This is a genomic window from Streptacidiphilus sp. P02-A3a, assembly GCF_014084105.1.
Classification (GTDB): domain Bacteria; phylum Actinomycetota; class Actinomycetes; order Streptomycetales; family Streptomycetaceae; genus Streptacidiphilus.
This window is the reverse complement of record NZ_CP048289.1, coordinates 2,753,593-2,767,896: the sequence shown is the minus strand read 5'-3', so window position 1 is coordinate 2,767,896 and position 14,304 is coordinate 2,753,593. Positions and strand designations below refer to the sequence as shown.

Genomic DNA, 14,304 nt, shown 5'->3' with positions numbered 1-14,304 from the left:
ACACCTGCAACACCGTTCCCGGTACCATGGGCGTTGTGTCCAAGGTTGACCTGTCCCCTCGGCCGGTCGAGGCAATGTCTCCCCGCCAGTTGGAACGTCGGAAGTACCTGATCAGGGCAGCGCTCGAACTCGTCTCCGAGATCGGGGTGGAACGCGTCCAGATGAAGCAGGTGAGCGAGCGCTCGGGGGTCGCCCTGGGCACGACCTACCGCTATTTCTCCTCCAAGGACCATCTGCTGGCGTCCGCCGTCTCCGACTGGCGCGGAAAGCTGATGGCCGATCTGGCGAACGAGCTGCGGGCGTCCGCCCCGCTGCCGACCGCCGTCGACCGGGGGACGGCCGACCGGGTCGTCCGCTTCGTGCACCGGGGGATGCGCGCCTTCCAGCGGCAGCCGAACATGGCGCACCTGCTGGTCTCGGTGACGGTCTCCACCGACCCCTTCGCCAGCGAGGCCGTGGACGCCATGGCCTGCGCCGGGCGCGCCTCGCTGCTGGCGGTGATGCCGGAGGTCCCGCCGTCGGCGAGCACGGTGCTGCCGCTGCTGATCGACTCCGCCTGGCACAGCGAGCTGGTCGCCTGGGTCACCGGCCGGAACACCCTGGCCGACGCCTTCGTGCACCTGGACGAGATCATCCGGCTGCTGCTCGCCCCCTACGCCTCGGCGGCCCGACCACCGGGGTTCAGCGGCTGACCGGGCGGCGGTCCAGCGGGGTGGTCGGCGTGACCACGGCCTCGGCGGTACGCCGCGGTCCGGACCAGGGCGCCGGGACGGCCTCGATGTCGTAGGCCAACTGGTACGCCAGCGTCTCGTAGTTGACCCGCCAACCGCGGAAGTGCGGCCAGGCCTGCTCCGGGGTGCGCTCCATCGGGAAGCCCTGCTCGCGCATCCGGGCCACCCCGAGCAGGAACTCCTCGTAGGTCAGCGCCAGCGGGTCGTCCGGCAGCGGATCCGGGTTGTACGGGATGCCGCGCACGTCGGCGAGGTCGCGCATGCAGACGAACCCGGCCCGCAGCGCCAGCCGGACCTGCGTGGTCGGCCGCGAGGGGTTGAAGGCCAGGTGCAGCGCGGCCGCGTCCAGCACCGCGATCAGCGCGACCAGCCAGTTCCGGGTGGCCCGGGCCGAGCGGAACTGGATCAGCACCGGGTAGGTGGTGTGGCTCTCGGCCACCTCGGCGCTCCACCGCTCCCAGTTGACGAACAGGCTCACCAGCGAGTCGGTCAGCTCCACCTGGGCGTAGCGGGCCAGGATCTCCGGCCCCCACGGCGGGCTGCCCGCCCGCGACTGGAGCAGGGTGACCTCGGACTCGCGCTTGGCGTAGGCGCCGTAGAGCGAGGGCAGGTAGCCGACCTGCAGCGCGATCACGATCGGTCCGGTGGCCGCGGCGCAGAAGTCCACGGCGGTGAGCGCGCTGCGGTTGCTGCTGGCGAAGCCGAGGGTGAACAGCGAGGACCCGGCCTCGCTGAGCGCGGACTTCACCCCGAGGTGGCTGACCGCCCCCTCCAGCAGCGCGTAGCCGACCATGAACGACGCCAGCCAGAGGACCAGGGTGACCAGGATCGACAGCGGGGCGACCGGCGCCAGCACCCGGTCCTTCCGCTCCACGCTGCCGCAGCGGTCCGCGAACGCCTGGAACGGCACGAACAGCGCCCGCCGGACCAGGCTGGTGAAGCTGGAGCGGGACGGCCGGGGCAGCACCAGGGTGCGCACCACCGAGGAGAAGGAACCGGCGACCACCAGCGCCCCCAGCAGACCGAGCACGATTCTCAACGGTGTCTCCACTTCCTGATGCGGCGGCCCGACGCGGCGGCCGGTCGGTGGCCGGTCCCCGGGATCAGAATATGAGCCGATCACCGCCGTCGCGGCCGCCGCCACCCGCCCCCGCGCCCGGCCCGCCGACCGGCCTGACGTGCGACGCCCCGGTTCGAGGGCGTCCGATCGTGCCCCGCCGACCCCTGCGCTTGCCGGTCGGATGTGTCAACTGACTGGTGATGCAGGTGTTTTGAACAGATAAGGTATGGTCGCGCGGTCATCCGATCCTTTCGTTCATGGCCTAGCTGTCAGCTCAACTCCCCCTGGCATCCGCGTGTCGGCCCCGCTGTGGCCGCGCGCTACGAGGAACCGATTGATGTCTGTTCAAAGGCTCGCCCACGTGCCGGGCTCGCACCGGGTGCGCTCCCTCCTCCTGCCACTGGCCGCGCTGGCCGCCGTCGGCGCCCTGTCCGTCTGGGCCACCGCCGACGCCGTCCCGGCCGACCGGTGGCCGATGGCCTGCTTCGGAGCGGCGGCGGGCGTACTGCTCGCCTGCCTGCCGGCGCTGCTGGGCTCGCGCTCGCGCGCCACCCGGCTGCTGCGCAGCCGCACCGAGGCGCTGCGGGCCGAGTCCGCGCAGGCCGTGGCCGCGCAGGCGGACACCGCCCATCGGGCCCAGGCGGAGGCGGAGAGCGTCCGGCGGGCCGCCGCCCTGGCCGAGTCCTCGCTGCGCCGCGAGGTGCAGACGCAACGCGCCGCGGGCGCGGCGCTGGAGCTGGAGCTGCGGGAACTCGCGTCCAGCAGCGGGCAGTCGGCGGCGGGGACGGAGCGGCTGGCGGAGCAGGTGATCCCGCAGGCGGTGAAACGGCTGCGGGCGGGCGCGTCGGCCGACACCACGCTGGCGCAGGCCCCGGACGACCTCGACCCGACCCAGCTGCTGATCCTGGAGACGCTGGTGCGCGAGGTCGCCGCCAGCGAGCGGCTGCGCGCCTCCTCCATGGCCGCCTGCGCCAACGCCGCCGGGCGGGTGCAGGCGCTGGCCACCAGCATGCTCGCCGACCTGCGCGAGATGGAGAACCGGCACAGCGAGGAGGTCCTCGGCGACCTGCTCCAGCTCGACCACGGCACCGCCCAGGCCGGGCGGCTGGCGGACAGCATCGCGGTGCTGACCGGTGCCCGCTCCGGCCGCCGGTGGACCAAGCCGATCGTGCTGGAGAGCGTGCTGCGCGGGGCGATGGGCCGGATCAGCGCCTACCAGCGGGTCCGGCTGCACTTCTCCAGCGGCGCCGCTGTGGCCGGGTACGCGGCCGAGGGTGTGATGCACCTGCTGGCCGAGCTGATGGACAACGCTGCCAGTTTCTCGCCGCCCACCGAGGAGGTCCACGTCTACGCCCAGGAGACGCAGACCGGCGTGGTGGTCACCATCGAGGACGGCGGCCTGGTGATGGCCGCGGCGACGCTGGCCCGGGCCGAGCGGCTGGTGTCCGCCGAGCCGCTGGACCTGACCACCCTGTCCGGCACCAGGCTGGGGCTCGCGGTGGTCGGCTGCCTGGCCCGCAAGCACGGGCTCACCGTCTCCTTCCGCCCCTCCTCCCGCGGCGGCACCGGCGTGGTGGTGCTCATCCCGCAACACGTGCTCGCCCGCCCCCAGGATCCCGCCACGACGGCGCCGTCCGCCGCCTCCGCCGCGCCCCCACCGCTTCCGGCCGCCACCGCTCCGCCGCTGCCGACCGCGTCGGCCCCCGACCCCGCCCCGGCTGCCGCCCCGGCTCCGGCCCCGGCACCGGCCCCCGCCGGCGGCGGCCTGCTGCCCAAGCGTCCGCGCGGGCAGACCCTGGCGGCGTCCCTCCGCTCGACCGAGCCGACCACGGAGCGGGCTCCGTCCCGCCCCGGCGACGCGTCCCGCCTCGGCGCGTTCCAGGCCGCGATCCGCCCAGCTCCAGCCTCCCCGTCAGCGCAGAACGGACAGGACACCGACCAATGAGCACCACAGACCGCAGTCTCGACTGGCTGCTGGAGAACCTGCTGGAGAAGACCCCGGGGGCCCGCCACGCCCTGGTCCTGTCCCGGGACGGGCTCAAGCTCTGCCTGTCCCCCGGGCTCACCCTGGACCAGGCGGACCAGCTCGCGGCCATCGCCTCCGGGATCCAGAGCCTGTCCCACGGCGCCTCGGTGGAGTTCGGCGACGGCTCCGGCGGCGTCCGGCAGTCGATGACCGAGTTCCACGGCGGGATCCTGTTCATCGTCGAGGCCGGTGTGGGAGCCCACCTCGCGGTGATCGCCGCCGAGGACGCCGACGCGGGCGCGGTCGGGCACAACATGAACGAGTTGATCGAACAGATCGGCGAGCACCTGCGGGCCGAGCCGAGGCCGCTGGCATGATCCGCCGCCCGGTCGACAGCGGCGACCCGGACCGGCTCTACACCGTCACCGGGGGTCGCACCCGTTCCCACGAGCAGTCCTTCGACCTGGTCACGCTGATCGTCAAGGAGAGCGAACCCAGCGTCGGGATGCAGTCCGAGCACGTCCGGATCCTGGGGCTGTGCGCGCGTCCGGTCGCCGTGGTGGAGCTGGCCTCGCTGCTGAACCTGCCGGTCGGCGTGGTGAAGATCCTGCTGTGCGACCTGCTCGACTCGGGCCGGATCACCGCCCGCCATCCGCAGTCGTCCGGGCGCGGCAGCCAACTCCCGCCGCCCGAAACCTTGAAGAGAGTGCTCGTTGGCCTCCAGAACCTCTGACCCGACAGCGCCCGGGCCGAGCCCGGCCGCGCGGCCGCTGCGCGACACCGCCAGCGACGGGCTCAAGATCGTCATCGTCGGCGGCTTCGGCGCCGGCAAGACCACCATGGTCGGCTCGGTCAGCGAGATCCGCCCGCTGAGCACGGAGGAGGTGATGACCCAGGCGAGCGTCGGCATCGACGACCCCAGCGGGGTCAGCACCAAGTCCACCACCACCGTCGCCTTCGACTTCGGCCGGATCAGCCTGGACGACGAGATGGTGCTCTACCTGTTCGGCGCGCCCGGCCAGGAGCGGTTCTGGTTCCTCTGGGACCGGCTGTTCTCCGGCACCCTCGGCGCGGTGGTCCTGGTCGACACCCGGCGGCTGGCCGACTCCTGGTACGCCATCGACCGGTTGGAGCACCACGGCCTGCCGTTCGTGGTGGCCCGCAACAACTTCGACCCGCCCGAGCACTCACTGGACCAGATCCGTGAGGCGCTGTCGCTCAACCCGGACGTGCCGCTGCTGGACTGCGACGCGCGGCAGCGGGAGTCGAGCCGGGACGTGCTGATCGCCCTCGTCCGCCACCTGCACTCCCTTTCCTCCGAGGAGACCCCTTCGTGACGACCCATCAGGAGCCCTCGGCCGAAACGGCTCCGGCGCCGGTCGCGACCGGCTGCCCGGTGCACCTGGGCCCGGAGTCGCTCGGCCTGGGCGGGGCGGCCCGGATGCACTCACCGGTCTTCCAGAGCGACCCGGCCGACCTGTACCGGACGCTGCGGCGCGAACACGGCCCGGTCGCGCCGATCCTGCTGGACGGCGACATCCCGGCCTGGCTGGTCCTCGGCTACCGCGAGGTCCACTACGTGACCAGCAACCCGGAGCTGTTCGCCCGCGACTCCCGCCGCTGGCACGCCTGGGACCGGATCCCCGCGGACTGGCCGCTGCTGCCGTACGTCGTCTACACCCCCTCGGTGCTCTTCAAGGAGGGCGCCGAGCACCAGCGGCGGGCCGGGGCGATCACCGACGTGCTCTCCGAGGTGGACCTGTTCGAGCTGCGGGCGGACAGCGAGCGGGTCGCCGACGCGCTGATCGACGGCTTCGCCGGAGCGGGCTCGGCCGAGCTGATGGCCGACTACGCCGCCCAGGTCCCGCTGCGGGTGGTGGCCGGTCTGTTCGGACTGGACCAGTCGCAGATCTTCGACCTGGAACGCGACATGGCCGCCTCGCTGGACGACGGCCCGGGCGCGGTGGACGCGTACCAGCGGATCCACGACGCCATGGCCCGGCTGCTGGAGCGCGGCCGGTCCAGGCCCGGCCCCGACGTCCCGTCGCGGATGCTCTGGCATCCGGCGGGTCTGGCCGACGAGGAGATCATCCAGGACATGATCTCGATCATCGCGGCCGGGCAGCAGCCGACCTCCAACTGGATCGGCAACACCCTGCGGCTGATGCTCACCGACGACCGCTTCGCGGTCACCCTGTCCGGTGGGCGCCGCAGCGTCAGCCAGGCGCTGAACGAGGTGCTGTGGCTGGACACCCCGACACAGAACTTCGTCGGCCGCTGGGCCGCCCGGGACACCCTGCTCGCCGGGCAGCGGATCCGCAAGGGCGACTGCCTGGTGCTCGGCCTGGCGGCGGCCAACACCGACCCGGCGGTGCAGCCCGACTTCAGCGCGGGCTCGGTGGGCAACCAGGCGCACTTCTCGTTCAGCCACGGCGAGCACCGCTGCCCGGTGCCCGCGCCGGAGCTGGCGGAGGTGATCGCCCGGGCGGCGGTCGAGGTCCTGCTCGACCGCCTCCCGGACGTGATGCTGACGGTGCCGGCCGAGGCGATCCAGTGGCGTCCGTCGATCTGGATGCGCGGCCCGGCCGCGCTGCCGGTCGAGTTCACCTCGATCTGACCGGTCCACGGGGCCGGGCCCCGGCGCGGTTCAGGCCGCGCCGGGGGTGAACCGGACCCGCAGCGAGCCCGGGCCCCGGGTGAACAGGCCCTGCTCGTCCGGGATCACCCCGTCCGCCGGGGCCAGCTCGGGCAGCGCGTCCAGCAGCTGGTTGACGCCCACCTCGATCTCGGACTTGGCCAGCAGCGCGCCCACGCAGAAGTGCCGACCGAGCGCGAAGGCCAGGTGGTCGGCGGCGGCGGAGAAGGCGTTGTCCGTATTCAGGTCCTCGCGGAAGATGTTGAAGCGGTCCGGCTCCGCGTACCGCTCCCCGTCGCGGTTGGCCGACGCGATCAGGCAGGTCACCGTCTTGCCCGCGGCCACCGTGCCGCCGCTGAGCACCACGTCCTCCGAGGGCTGGCGCATGATCATGTGGACCGGCGGGGTGAACCGCAGCGTCTCCGCGAACGCGGCCGGAATCAGCCCCCGGTCCGCGCGCACGGCGGCCTGCTGCTCCGGATGGGCGAGCAGGTTGCGGAACACCCCGGCGATGGCCTTGTCCGTGGTCTCGCCACCGGCCGCGAGCAGCAGGCTGACAAAGGACTTGATGTCCTCGTCGCTCATGCTGGTGTCGTCGATCTCCGCGGTGCACAGGGTGGACAGCAGGTCGTCACCGGGGTTGGCGCGCCGTTCCTGGATGACCGGAATCATGTAGGCGGCCAGCTCCTGCCTGGTCCGCAGCCCGGCGGCGGTCACCTCCGGATCCTGGCTGAGGTTGCCCAGGAAGCCGATCACCGAGGTGTACCAGGTGTGGAAGCGGGCGTGGTCCTCGCGCGGCAGGCCGAGCATGTCGACGATCACGTTGATCGGGAACCAGGTGGCGAACTGGCTGACCAGGTCCGCCTCCCCGGCGTCGCGGAACCGGTCGATGAGCTCGGCCGCGTTGCGCTCGATCACCGGCAGGAACTTCTCCTGGAGCTCCTTGCCCCGGAAGGCGGGGGCGACCAGCGCCCGCCGCACCGAGTGCTCGCGCCCGCTCATCTGCAGGATGGTGCGGCCGTGCACCGGCTCGATCTGCCAGTCGTAGTTGTCACTGGTGAAGACCGGGTCCTTGAACGCCTTCTCGACGTCCTCGTACCGGGAGATGACGTAGCTCTGCATCCCCTCGTGCCAGATCAGTGGGAACTGCTCACGCATGGTCCGGTAGGACGCGTAGGGGTCCGCGGCGAACTCCGCCGACAGAATGTCCGGGGCCTGCTGGGCAGTTGTCACTGGGTGCTCCTTGCTGAGAGGCCTGCGCGGGGGGCGACGTACTGGGCGCGTTCTGGGCGACGTGCGGGGTCGAGGTGCGCCGAACACCCTACTGAGCCCTGTCGATCATTAGAATGATTGGCATGTATTTTTTGCCAGCATGATCCTGCGGTTCCGTGGGCACATCCGGGAGCATCAGGGGGATCATGGAGAAGAATCGTTTCCCTTCGCTCGGCCGGGAGCCCCTCGTGACACTCACAGACGACCTGCTCGACCTGCTGAAAGGGGCGAGCACCTGCTACGTCGCCACCTCCATGGCCGACGGCTCGCCGCAGGTGACGCAGACCTGGGTGGACACCGACGGTGAGCGGGTGCTCGTCAACAGTGTGCAGACCCACCTGAAGGTCAGGAACCTGCGCCGGGATCCGCGCGTGGCCCTCGCGGTCTCCGACCCGGCGAACCCCTCCCGCTACTTCCAGATCCGGGGTCGGGTCCTGGAGATCACCACCGAGGGCGCGGTCGACCACATCGAGCAGCTGGCCCAGCGCTACACCGGCGGCCCGTACGCCTGGTACGGCGGCCGGGACCAGGTCCGGGTGATCCTGGTGATCGAGCCCGAGCGGATCAGCGGCACCGGCTGACCCGCGCCCGACCCCGGAACGCGCCCGACCCGAGACAGAGAAGAGGCACCGGCCATGACCGACAAGCCCGTACTGGTCCCCGGCCCCGACCATCCGATCACCGTCGAGCCCAACCCGGGCCACGTCGTGGTCACCGTGGCGGGCCGGGTGGTCGCCGACACCCGCCGCGCGCTGACCCTGCGCGAGGCGAACTACCCGGCGGTGCAGTACATCCCGCTCACCGACGTGGACCGCTCCCTGCTGGAGCGCACCAGCACCACCAGCTACTGCCCGTACAAGGGCGAGGCGAGCTACTACAGCGTCCCCGCCGGGGGCGAGCGCTCGGCGGACTCGGTCTGGGCGTACGAGACCCCCTACCCGGCCGTGGCCGAAATCAGCGGACACGTGGCCTTCTACCCCGACCGCGTCGACGGGATCGCCGAGCAGAGCCCTCAGTGAAACAGCGGGACGATCCCGCTCCCGTAGGCGTCGATGACCTCCTCGATGGCGTCGTGCATGGCATAGACCGCGAACTGGTCGACCCCCAGCTCCCGGAGCCGCTCCAGCCGCTCGCGGTGCGCCGACAGCGGGCCCACCAGGCAGAAGCGGTCCACGATCTCGTCCGGGACGAAGGCCGTGTCGGGGTTGTCGGCGCGTCCGTGGTGGCTGTAGTCGTAGCCCTCCCGGGCCTTGATGTAGTCGGTGAGCGCGTCGGGCACCAGGCCGGAGTGCTCGCCGTAGCGGCTGACCAGGTCGGCGACGTGGTTGCCGACCATGCCGCCGAACCAGCGGCACTGGTCCCGGGCGTGCGCCAGCTGCTCCGGGCTGCCGTCGGTGACATAGGCGGGCGCGGCCACACAGATGGTCAGCGCGTCCGGGTCCCGCCCGGCCGACTCGGCCGCCGAACGGACCGCCTTGACCATCCACTCGGTGAGGAACGGGTCGGCCAACTGGAGGATGAAGCCGTCGGCCTGGCGCCCGGTCAGCTCCAGCGCCTTGGGGCCGTAGGCGCCCATCCACACCGGGAGCGCGCCGTCGCGGACCCAGGGCAGCCGCACGGCGGTGCCGTCGATCTCCACCTCGCGTCCTTCGGCGAGTTCCTTGACGGCGTGCATCGCCTCGCCGAGCCGGGCCAGGGTGGCGGGCCTGCGCCCGGCGACCCGCACCGCCGAGTCCCCACGCCCTATGCCGCAGACCGTGCGGTTGCCGTACATGTCGTTGAGGGTGGCGAAGAGCGAGGCGGTGACCTCCCAGGCGCGGGTGGAGGGGTTGGTCACCATCGGACCGACCTTCAGCCGCTCGGTCTCGGCCAGGATCCGGCTGTGGATGACGAAGGGCTCCTGCCAGAGCACCACCGAGTCGAAGGTCCAGCCGTGGCTGAATCCGGCCGCCTCGGCCCGCTTCATCCGGTCGATGAGCAGTCGCGCGGGCGGATCGGTCTGCAGGACGAGGCCGAAGTCCATCAGTGGCTCCTTTCCGTGGTGCCGGTGCGGGCGCGGCGCGGACGCCGCCGCCCCGGCGGGTCAGATCAGGTACTGGCTGGTGCCGCGCGGCAGGTAGGCACCGTGGCCGGGCCGCCCCCGGTACTCGCCCTGTTCGATGACCGCGCTGCCGCGCGACAGCACCGTCCGGGCCCGTCCGGTGACCTGTCGGCCCTCGTAGGCCGAGTAGTCGACGTTCATGTGGTGGGTGGCCGCCGACATCGTGTACCGCTCGTGCGGGTCGAAGATGACGATGTCCGCGTCCGCCCCCGGGGCGATGGTGCCCTTGCGCGGATAGAGGCCGAACATCCGCGCGGGCGTGGCGCAGGCGAGTTCGATCCAGCGGCGGCGGGAGATGTGCCCGTCGAGCACCGCCTGGTGCAGCAGGTCCATCCGGTTCTCCACGCCGGGCAGCCCGTTCGGGATCTTCGAGAAGTCCCCCCGGCCGAGCTCCTTCTGCCCGGCGAAGCAGAAGGGGCAGTGGTCGGTGGAGACCACCGACAGGTCGTTGGTACGCAGCGCGCGCCAGAGCGCGGTCTGGTGCTCACGCGGTCGCAGCGGGGTGCTGCACACGTACTTGGCACCCTCGAAGCCGTCGGCCCCGGCCTCGGCGAGGTTGTCGGTGGACAGGAATAGGTACTGCGGACAGGTCTCGCCGAAGACGTTCAGGCCGAGGTCGCGGGCGGTGGCGATCTCGGCGACCGCCTGCTCCGCGGAGACATGGACCACGTACAGCGGGGCCCCGGCCACCCGGGCCAGCTGGATCGCCCGATGGGTGGCCTCGGCCTCCAGTAGTTCACGCCGGACCTCACCGTGGTGGCGCGGCGAGGTCCGCCCCTCGGCCAGGGCCTGCTGGACCAGGACGTCGATGGCGATGCCGTTCTCGGCGTGGATCATGATCAGACCGCCGTTGACCGCGGAGCGCTGCATCGCGCGCAGGATCCGCCCGTCGTCGCTGTAGAAGACCCCCGGGTAGGCCATGAACAGCTTGAAGGAGGTGACCCCCTCCTCCACCAGCAGGTCCATCTCCTTGAGGCTGTCCTCGGTGACATCCGACATGATCATGTGGAAGGCGTAGTCGATGGCGCAGTTGCCCTCGGCCTTGGCATGCCAGCGGTCCAGGCCGTCCCGAAGCGAGCGGCCGACCGACTGCACCGCGAAGTCGACGATCGTGGTGGTGCCGCCCCAGGCGGCGGCGCGGGTGCCGGTCTCGAAGGTGTCCGAGGCGGCGGTGCCGCCGAACGGCAACTCCATGTGGGTGTGCGCGTCGACCCCGCCGGGGATGACGTAGTGCCCGGCCGCGTCGTACTCGGTGTCGGCGGTCCAGGCCCGCGCGGCCCCGCTGCCGGTGGCGGCCAGCGCGGCGACCCGCTCGCCCTCGATCAGGACGTCGGCGTGCACCTCTTCGGCGGCGGTGACGACCAGCCCGTTGCGGATGACGGTGCGCTGGTGGGACCGGACGGCGGTCACGATGCCCCCTTCTGGGCGGAGAGTTGGGACTGGGCCCGACGCAGCGCCTCGATCAGCAGTTCGGCGCCCTCGGCCGCCTCGGCGGCGGTGAGCGTCATCGGCGGCGCGATCCGCAGCACGTTCCCGGCCGGGCCGCCCTTGCCGATCAGCAGCCCCAGCTCGCGGGCGTGTTCGAGGGTGTACCCGGCGGCAGCGGAGGAGGGTTCACCCGCCTCGTCGACCAGTTCCACCCCGATCATCAGCCCGCGCCCGCGCACCTCGCGGACGATCGGCAGCTCCGCCGCGCGCAGCCGTTCCAGCAGCAGCCCGCCGGTGCGGCGGGCGTTGCCCTGGAGGTCGTGGTCGAGCAGGTAGCGGAGGTTGGCCAGGGCGCCGACCGTGGTGATCGGACTGCCGCCGAAGGTGGAGATGGAGTTGGCGCCGAGGCTGTCCATGATCTCGGCCCGGGCGACCACCCCGCCCATGGACAGGCCGTTGCCGATGCCCTTGGCGAAGGTGAGCAGGTCGGGCGGCCCGGCCTCGGCATGGGCCTGCCAGCCCCAGAAGTGGTCCCCGGTGCGTCCCCAGCCGGTCTGCACCTCGTCGCTGATCCAGGGGATGCCGTACCGGTCGAGCACCCGCTTGAAGGCGGCGAACAGCCCGTCCGGACCGGAGGTGAACCCGCCGACGCCCTGGATCGGCTCGGCGATCAGCGCCGCGACCGAGCCGCCGACCTGCCCCAGCAGGTCCTCCAGGTCGGCGGTGCAGGCGGCGATGAACTCGGCGTCGGACAGCCCCGCGAACGGGCCCCGGGTACGCACCCCGCCGTGGACGTACAGGGTCTGCAGCGGCGAGAGGCTGGTCGGCGACCAGGCGCGGTTGCCGGTGATACCGACGGTGGTGAACGACCGTCCGTGGTAGCTGTTGCGCATCGCCAGCACCTGGTTGGAGCCGCGGTGGGCGGTGGCCAGCAGCAGCGCCGCGTCGTTGGCCTCGGTGCCGGAGGTGGTGAAGAACACCCTGGCGTCCGGGATACCGGACAACTCGGCGATCTGCTCTGCGAGTTCGACCATGGGCGTGGACAGGTAGAGGGTGGAGGTGTGCAGGATCCGGCCGGCCTGTTCGGCGACGGCCTTGGTGACCTCGGGCAGCGCGTGCGCGGTCATGGTGGTCAGGATGCCGCCGAAGAAGTCCAGGTAGCGCCGCCCCTGGGCGTCCCAGACGTGGCGGCCCTCGCCGTGGGTCAGCTCGATCGGCTCGTCGTAGTACAGCGCCAGCCAGGCCGGGGTGACCGCGCGGTGGCGACGGATGAGCTCGGACATACGACTCGTCTCCTCTTCCGGGCTTCGGGAGCGGGCTTCGGGAGCGGGCTTCGAGGACGGGCCTCGGGAGCGGGCCTCAGGGACGGCTGAGCGGCCCGTAGGCGTCCGGACGCCGGTCCCGGTAGAACGCCCACTGGTGGCGGACCTGCTCGATCAGGCCGAAGTCGAGGTCGCGGACGACCAGCTCCTCCTCCTTGTCGGAGGCCGGCTCCCCGACGAACTGGCCGCGCGGGTCCACGAAGTAGCTGCTGCCGTAGAAGTCGTTGTCGCCGTACTCCTCGGTGCCGACACGGTTGATGGCGGCGATGAAGTACTCGTTGGCGACGGCCGCGGCGGGCTGCTCCAGCTGCCACAGGTAGCCGGACAGCCCACGACTGGTGGCGGAGGGGTTGTAGACCAGCTGCGCCCCGGCGAGACCGAGCGCCCGCCAGCCCTCGGGGAAGTGCCGGTCGTAGCAGATGTAGACCCCGATCCGGCCGACGGCGGTGTCGAACACCGGCCAGCCGAGATTGCCCGGCTTGAAGTAGAACTTCTCCCAGAACCCCTTGACCTGCGGGATGTGGTGCTTCCGGTACTTGCCGAGATAACTGCCGTCGGCGTCGATCACGGCGGCGGTGTTGTAGTAGACGCCGGGCTGTTCGACCTCGTACACCGGCACCACCATGACCATGCCCAACTCCCGTGCCAGTGACCGCATCCGGGTCACCGTCGGGCCGTCGGGGACGGCCTCCGCCCACTGGTAGTGCCGCTCGTCCTGCACCTGGCAGAAGTAGGGCGCGTTGAAGACCTCCTGGAAGCCGATGACCGCGGCCCCCTGTGCGGCGGCCTCGCGCGCGTAGCGCTCGTGCAGCGCCACCATGGACTCGGTGTCGCCGGTCCACCTGGTCTGGACGAGGGCGGCACGCACGATCTGCGACGGTCCGGCGGGCTCCGGCGCGGCGCTGCTGCTTGCGGATTCCGACATGGCACACCCTCACCCTCGGCCGGGGACACGCCCGGCAGATCCGGACGGCGCCCCGGAGAAGCAAGTATCTACGTGCGTAGAACGTAGATCGGGACGACCTGCGTGGCAATACATCCGGCGTAACGCGGCCGAGACGTTCTGGTTTCGCGACCGCCGCCTAGTTCACTCGTTCGAGTGAGGGGTGGGCCACAGCGAGCCGACCAGCGCCCGCACCGAGGCGGCGAACAGCCGGTCCGGGTCCGGTGGTACGGCCAGCGCACCGGCCAGCGGCCGGTCGTGCTCCGAGGCCTCGGCGTCCCACAGCTCCGGCTCGCCGGGGTGCTGCGAGGGCGACCGTTCACGGTTGCGCTCCACCAGGACGAACCCCACCACCAGGAACTGCAGCGCCCGCACCGCCTCCGCCGCCCGCGCCCCGCGCAGCCCGGCCGCGTGCGCCTCGTGCACCAGGGCCCGCTGCGCCGGGAGCATCATCAGCTCGGTCCGGCCCCGTTCGTGCACCAGCGCGATCAGATGCGGGCGCTGCCGCAGCATCCGGCGCAGTTCCAGCGCCACCGACTCGGCCCGCAGCGCCGGGGTCGCGCCCCGGGCCTCGATCCGGCCCATCTCGCTGACGGTACGGGCCACCACCTCGTCCAGCAGCGCCTCGCGGTTGCCCACGTGCCAGTAGATCGCGGTGACCGCGGTGCCCAACTCGGCGGCGAGCCCGCGCATGGTGAGCGCCCCGGGCCCGTGCCGCCGGACGAACTCGGCGGCGGTCGACACCACCAGCTCCCGGCTGATCCGGTTGTCCGTCATCCCCGGCCGTCCCCGGGCGAAACGATCTGCCGCATATGTCTTCATCCTTCGCGCCGAGCGGAGTAACAG

15 protein-coding genes are annotated in these 14,304 nt (G+C 71.8%); 8 read left to right on the top strand and 7 right to left on the bottom strand.

Going from position 1 to position 14,304, the window contains the following annotated elements:
- Positions 1 to 35 precede the first annotated feature (35 nt).
- On the top strand, positions 36 to 692 hold the full coding sequence (locus GXP74_RS12550) for a TetR/AcrR family transcriptional regulator (protein ID WP_182451568.1): 657 nt from the start codon (positions 36 to 38) through the stop codon (positions 690 to 692).
- Here the strand turns inward: GXP74_RS12550 and GXP74_RS12545 are convergent.
- Positions 682 to 1,761, bottom strand: coding sequence for a hypothetical protein (locus GXP74_RS12545; protein ID WP_225448603.1), 1,080 nt, complete (start codon positions 1,759 to 1,761; stop codon positions 682 to 684). The genes GXP74_RS12550 and GXP74_RS12545 overlap by 11 nt on opposite strands.
- Before the next feature lie 367 nt (positions 1,762 to 2,128).
- Between GXP74_RS12545 and GXP74_RS12540 the strand changes: the two genes are divergently transcribed.
- The 5 genes from GXP74_RS12540 to GXP74_RS12520 are packed head-to-tail and all read left to right on the top strand — an operon-like array spanning position 2,129 to position 6,374.
- Positions 2,129 to 3,736, top strand: coding sequence for a sensor histidine kinase KdpD (locus GXP74_RS12540; RefSeq protein WP_182451566.1), 1,608 nt, complete (start codon positions 2,129 to 2,131; stop codon positions 3,734 to 3,736).
- Positions 3,733 to 4,134: a roadblock/LC7 domain-containing protein gene (locus GXP74_RS12535; protein ID WP_182451565.1), complete on the top strand. Its 402-nt coding sequence runs from the start codon at positions 3,733 to 3,735 to the stop codon at positions 4,132 to 4,134. The genes GXP74_RS12540 and GXP74_RS12535 overlap by 4 nt, the downstream gene beginning before the upstream one ends.
- Positions 4,131 to 4,490 (top strand): DUF742 domain-containing protein, encoded by a 360-nt coding sequence (locus GXP74_RS12530; RefSeq protein WP_182451564.1) that lies wholly within the window; start codon positions 4,131 to 4,133, stop codon positions 4,488 to 4,490. Before GXP74_RS12535 ends, GXP74_RS12530 begins: the two co-directional genes overlap by 4 nt.
- On the top strand, positions 4,471 to 5,094 hold the full coding sequence (locus tag GXP74_RS12525; protein WP_182451563.1) for an ATP/GTP-binding protein: 624 nt from the start codon (positions 4,471 to 4,473) through the stop codon (positions 5,092 to 5,094). Before GXP74_RS12530 ends, GXP74_RS12525 begins: the two co-directional genes overlap by 20 nt.
- Complete coding sequence (locus GXP74_RS12520) at positions 5,091 to 6,374, top strand: cytochrome P450 (protein ID WP_182451562.1); 1,284 nt, start codon at positions 5,091 to 5,093, stop codon at positions 6,372 to 6,374. The genes GXP74_RS12525 and GXP74_RS12520 overlap by 4 nt, the downstream gene beginning before the upstream one ends.
- 30 nt (positions 6,375 to 6,404) lie before the next feature.
- Here GXP74_RS12520 and GXP74_RS12515 read toward each other — a convergent pair whose 3' ends face one another.
- The gene (locus tag GXP74_RS12515) at positions 6,405 to 7,625 is read right to left on the bottom strand and encodes a cytochrome P450 (protein ID WP_182451561.1); all 1,221 of its coding nucleotides are present in this window, start codon (positions 7,623 to 7,625) and stop codon (positions 6,405 to 6,407) included.
- Between the two features lie 227 nt (positions 7,626 to 7,852).
- On the opposite strand from GXP74_RS12515, the gene GXP74_RS12510 reads away from it, so the two are divergent.
- On the top strand, positions 7,853 to 8,245 hold the full coding sequence (locus GXP74_RS12510) for a PPOX class F420-dependent oxidoreductase (protein WP_182451560.1): 393 nt from the start codon (positions 7,853 to 7,855) through the stop codon (positions 8,243 to 8,245).
- Between the two features lie 54 nt (positions 8,246 to 8,299).
- Positions 8,300 to 8,683: a DUF427 domain-containing protein gene (locus GXP74_RS12505; protein WP_182451559.1), complete on the top strand. Its 384-nt coding sequence runs from the start codon at positions 8,300 to 8,302 to the stop codon at positions 8,681 to 8,683.
- Here GXP74_RS12505 and GXP74_RS12500 read toward each other — a convergent pair.
- The 5 genes from GXP74_RS12500 to GXP74_RS12480 all read right to left on the bottom strand — a co-directional run bounded on the left by GXP74_RS12500 (position 8,677) and on the right by GXP74_RS12480 (position 14,235).
- Positions 8,677 to 9,687, bottom strand: coding sequence for a TIGR03842 family LLM class F420-dependent oxidoreductase (locus GXP74_RS12500; protein ID WP_182451558.1), 1,011 nt, complete (start codon positions 9,685 to 9,687; stop codon positions 8,677 to 8,679). The genes GXP74_RS12505 and GXP74_RS12500 overlap by 7 nt on opposite strands.
- A gap of 60 nt (positions 9,688 to 9,747) precedes the next feature.
- On the bottom strand, positions 9,748 to 11,175 hold the full coding sequence (gene hydA / locus GXP74_RS12495; protein ID WP_182451557.1) for a dihydropyrimidinase: 1,428 nt from the start codon (positions 11,173 to 11,175) through the stop codon (positions 9,748 to 9,750).
- Positions 11,172 to 12,476: an aspartate aminotransferase family protein gene (locus GXP74_RS12490; RefSeq protein WP_182451556.1), complete on the bottom strand. Its 1,305-nt coding sequence runs from the start codon at positions 12,474 to 12,476 to the stop codon at positions 11,172 to 11,174. The genes hydA and GXP74_RS12490 overlap by 4 nt, the downstream gene beginning before the upstream one ends.
- Positions 12,477 to 12,552: 76 nt before the next feature.
- Positions 12,553 to 13,440 (bottom strand): nitrilase-related carbon-nitrogen hydrolase, encoded by an 888-nt coding sequence (locus tag GXP74_RS12485; protein ID WP_182451555.1) that lies wholly within the window; start codon positions 13,438 to 13,440, stop codon positions 12,553 to 12,555.
- 162 nt (positions 13,441 to 13,602) lie between these two features.
- Positions 13,603 to 14,235: a TetR/AcrR family transcriptional regulator gene (locus GXP74_RS12480; RefSeq protein WP_182451554.1), complete on the bottom strand. Its 633-nt coding sequence runs from the start codon at positions 14,233 to 14,235 to the stop codon at positions 13,603 to 13,605.
- Positions 14,236 to 14,304: the final 69 nt, after the last annotated feature.

What these genes read in the sequence shown, in the direction of transcription:
- GXP74_RS12540 (WP_182451566.1), top strand. Translation starts at nt 2,129, where the DNA reads ATGTCTGTTCAAAGGCTCGCCCACGTGCCGGGCTCGCACCGGGTGCGC.
- GXP74_RS12535 (WP_182451565.1), top strand. Translation starts at nt 3,733, where the DNA reads ATGAGCACCACAGACCGCAGTCTCGACTGGCTGCTGGAGAACCTGCTG.
- GXP74_RS12530 (WP_182451564.1), top strand. Translation starts at nt 4,131, where the DNA reads ATGATCCGCCGCCCGGTCGACAGCGGCGACCCGGACCGGCTCTACACC.
- GXP74_RS12505 (WP_182451559.1), top strand. Translation starts at nt 8,300, where the DNA reads ATGACCGACAAGCCCGTACTGGTCCCCGGCCCCGACCATCCGATCACC.
- GXP74_RS12500 (WP_182451558.1), bottom strand. Translation starts at nt 9,687, where the DNA reads ATGGACTTCGGCCTCGTCCTGCAGACCGATCCGCCCGCGCGACTGCTC.
- GXP74_RS12490 (WP_182451556.1), bottom strand. Translation starts at nt 12,476, where the DNA reads ATGTCCGAGCTCATCCGTCGCCACCGCGCGGTCACCCCGGCCTGGCTG.
- GXP74_RS12485 (WP_182451555.1), bottom strand. Translation starts at nt 13,440, where the DNA reads ATGTCGGAATCCGCAAGCAGCAGCGCCGCGCCGGAGCCCGCCGGACCG.
- GXP74_RS12480 (WP_182451554.1), bottom strand. Translation starts at nt 14,235, where the DNA reads ATGACGGACAACCGGATCAGCCGGGAGCTGGTGGTGTCGACCGCCGCC.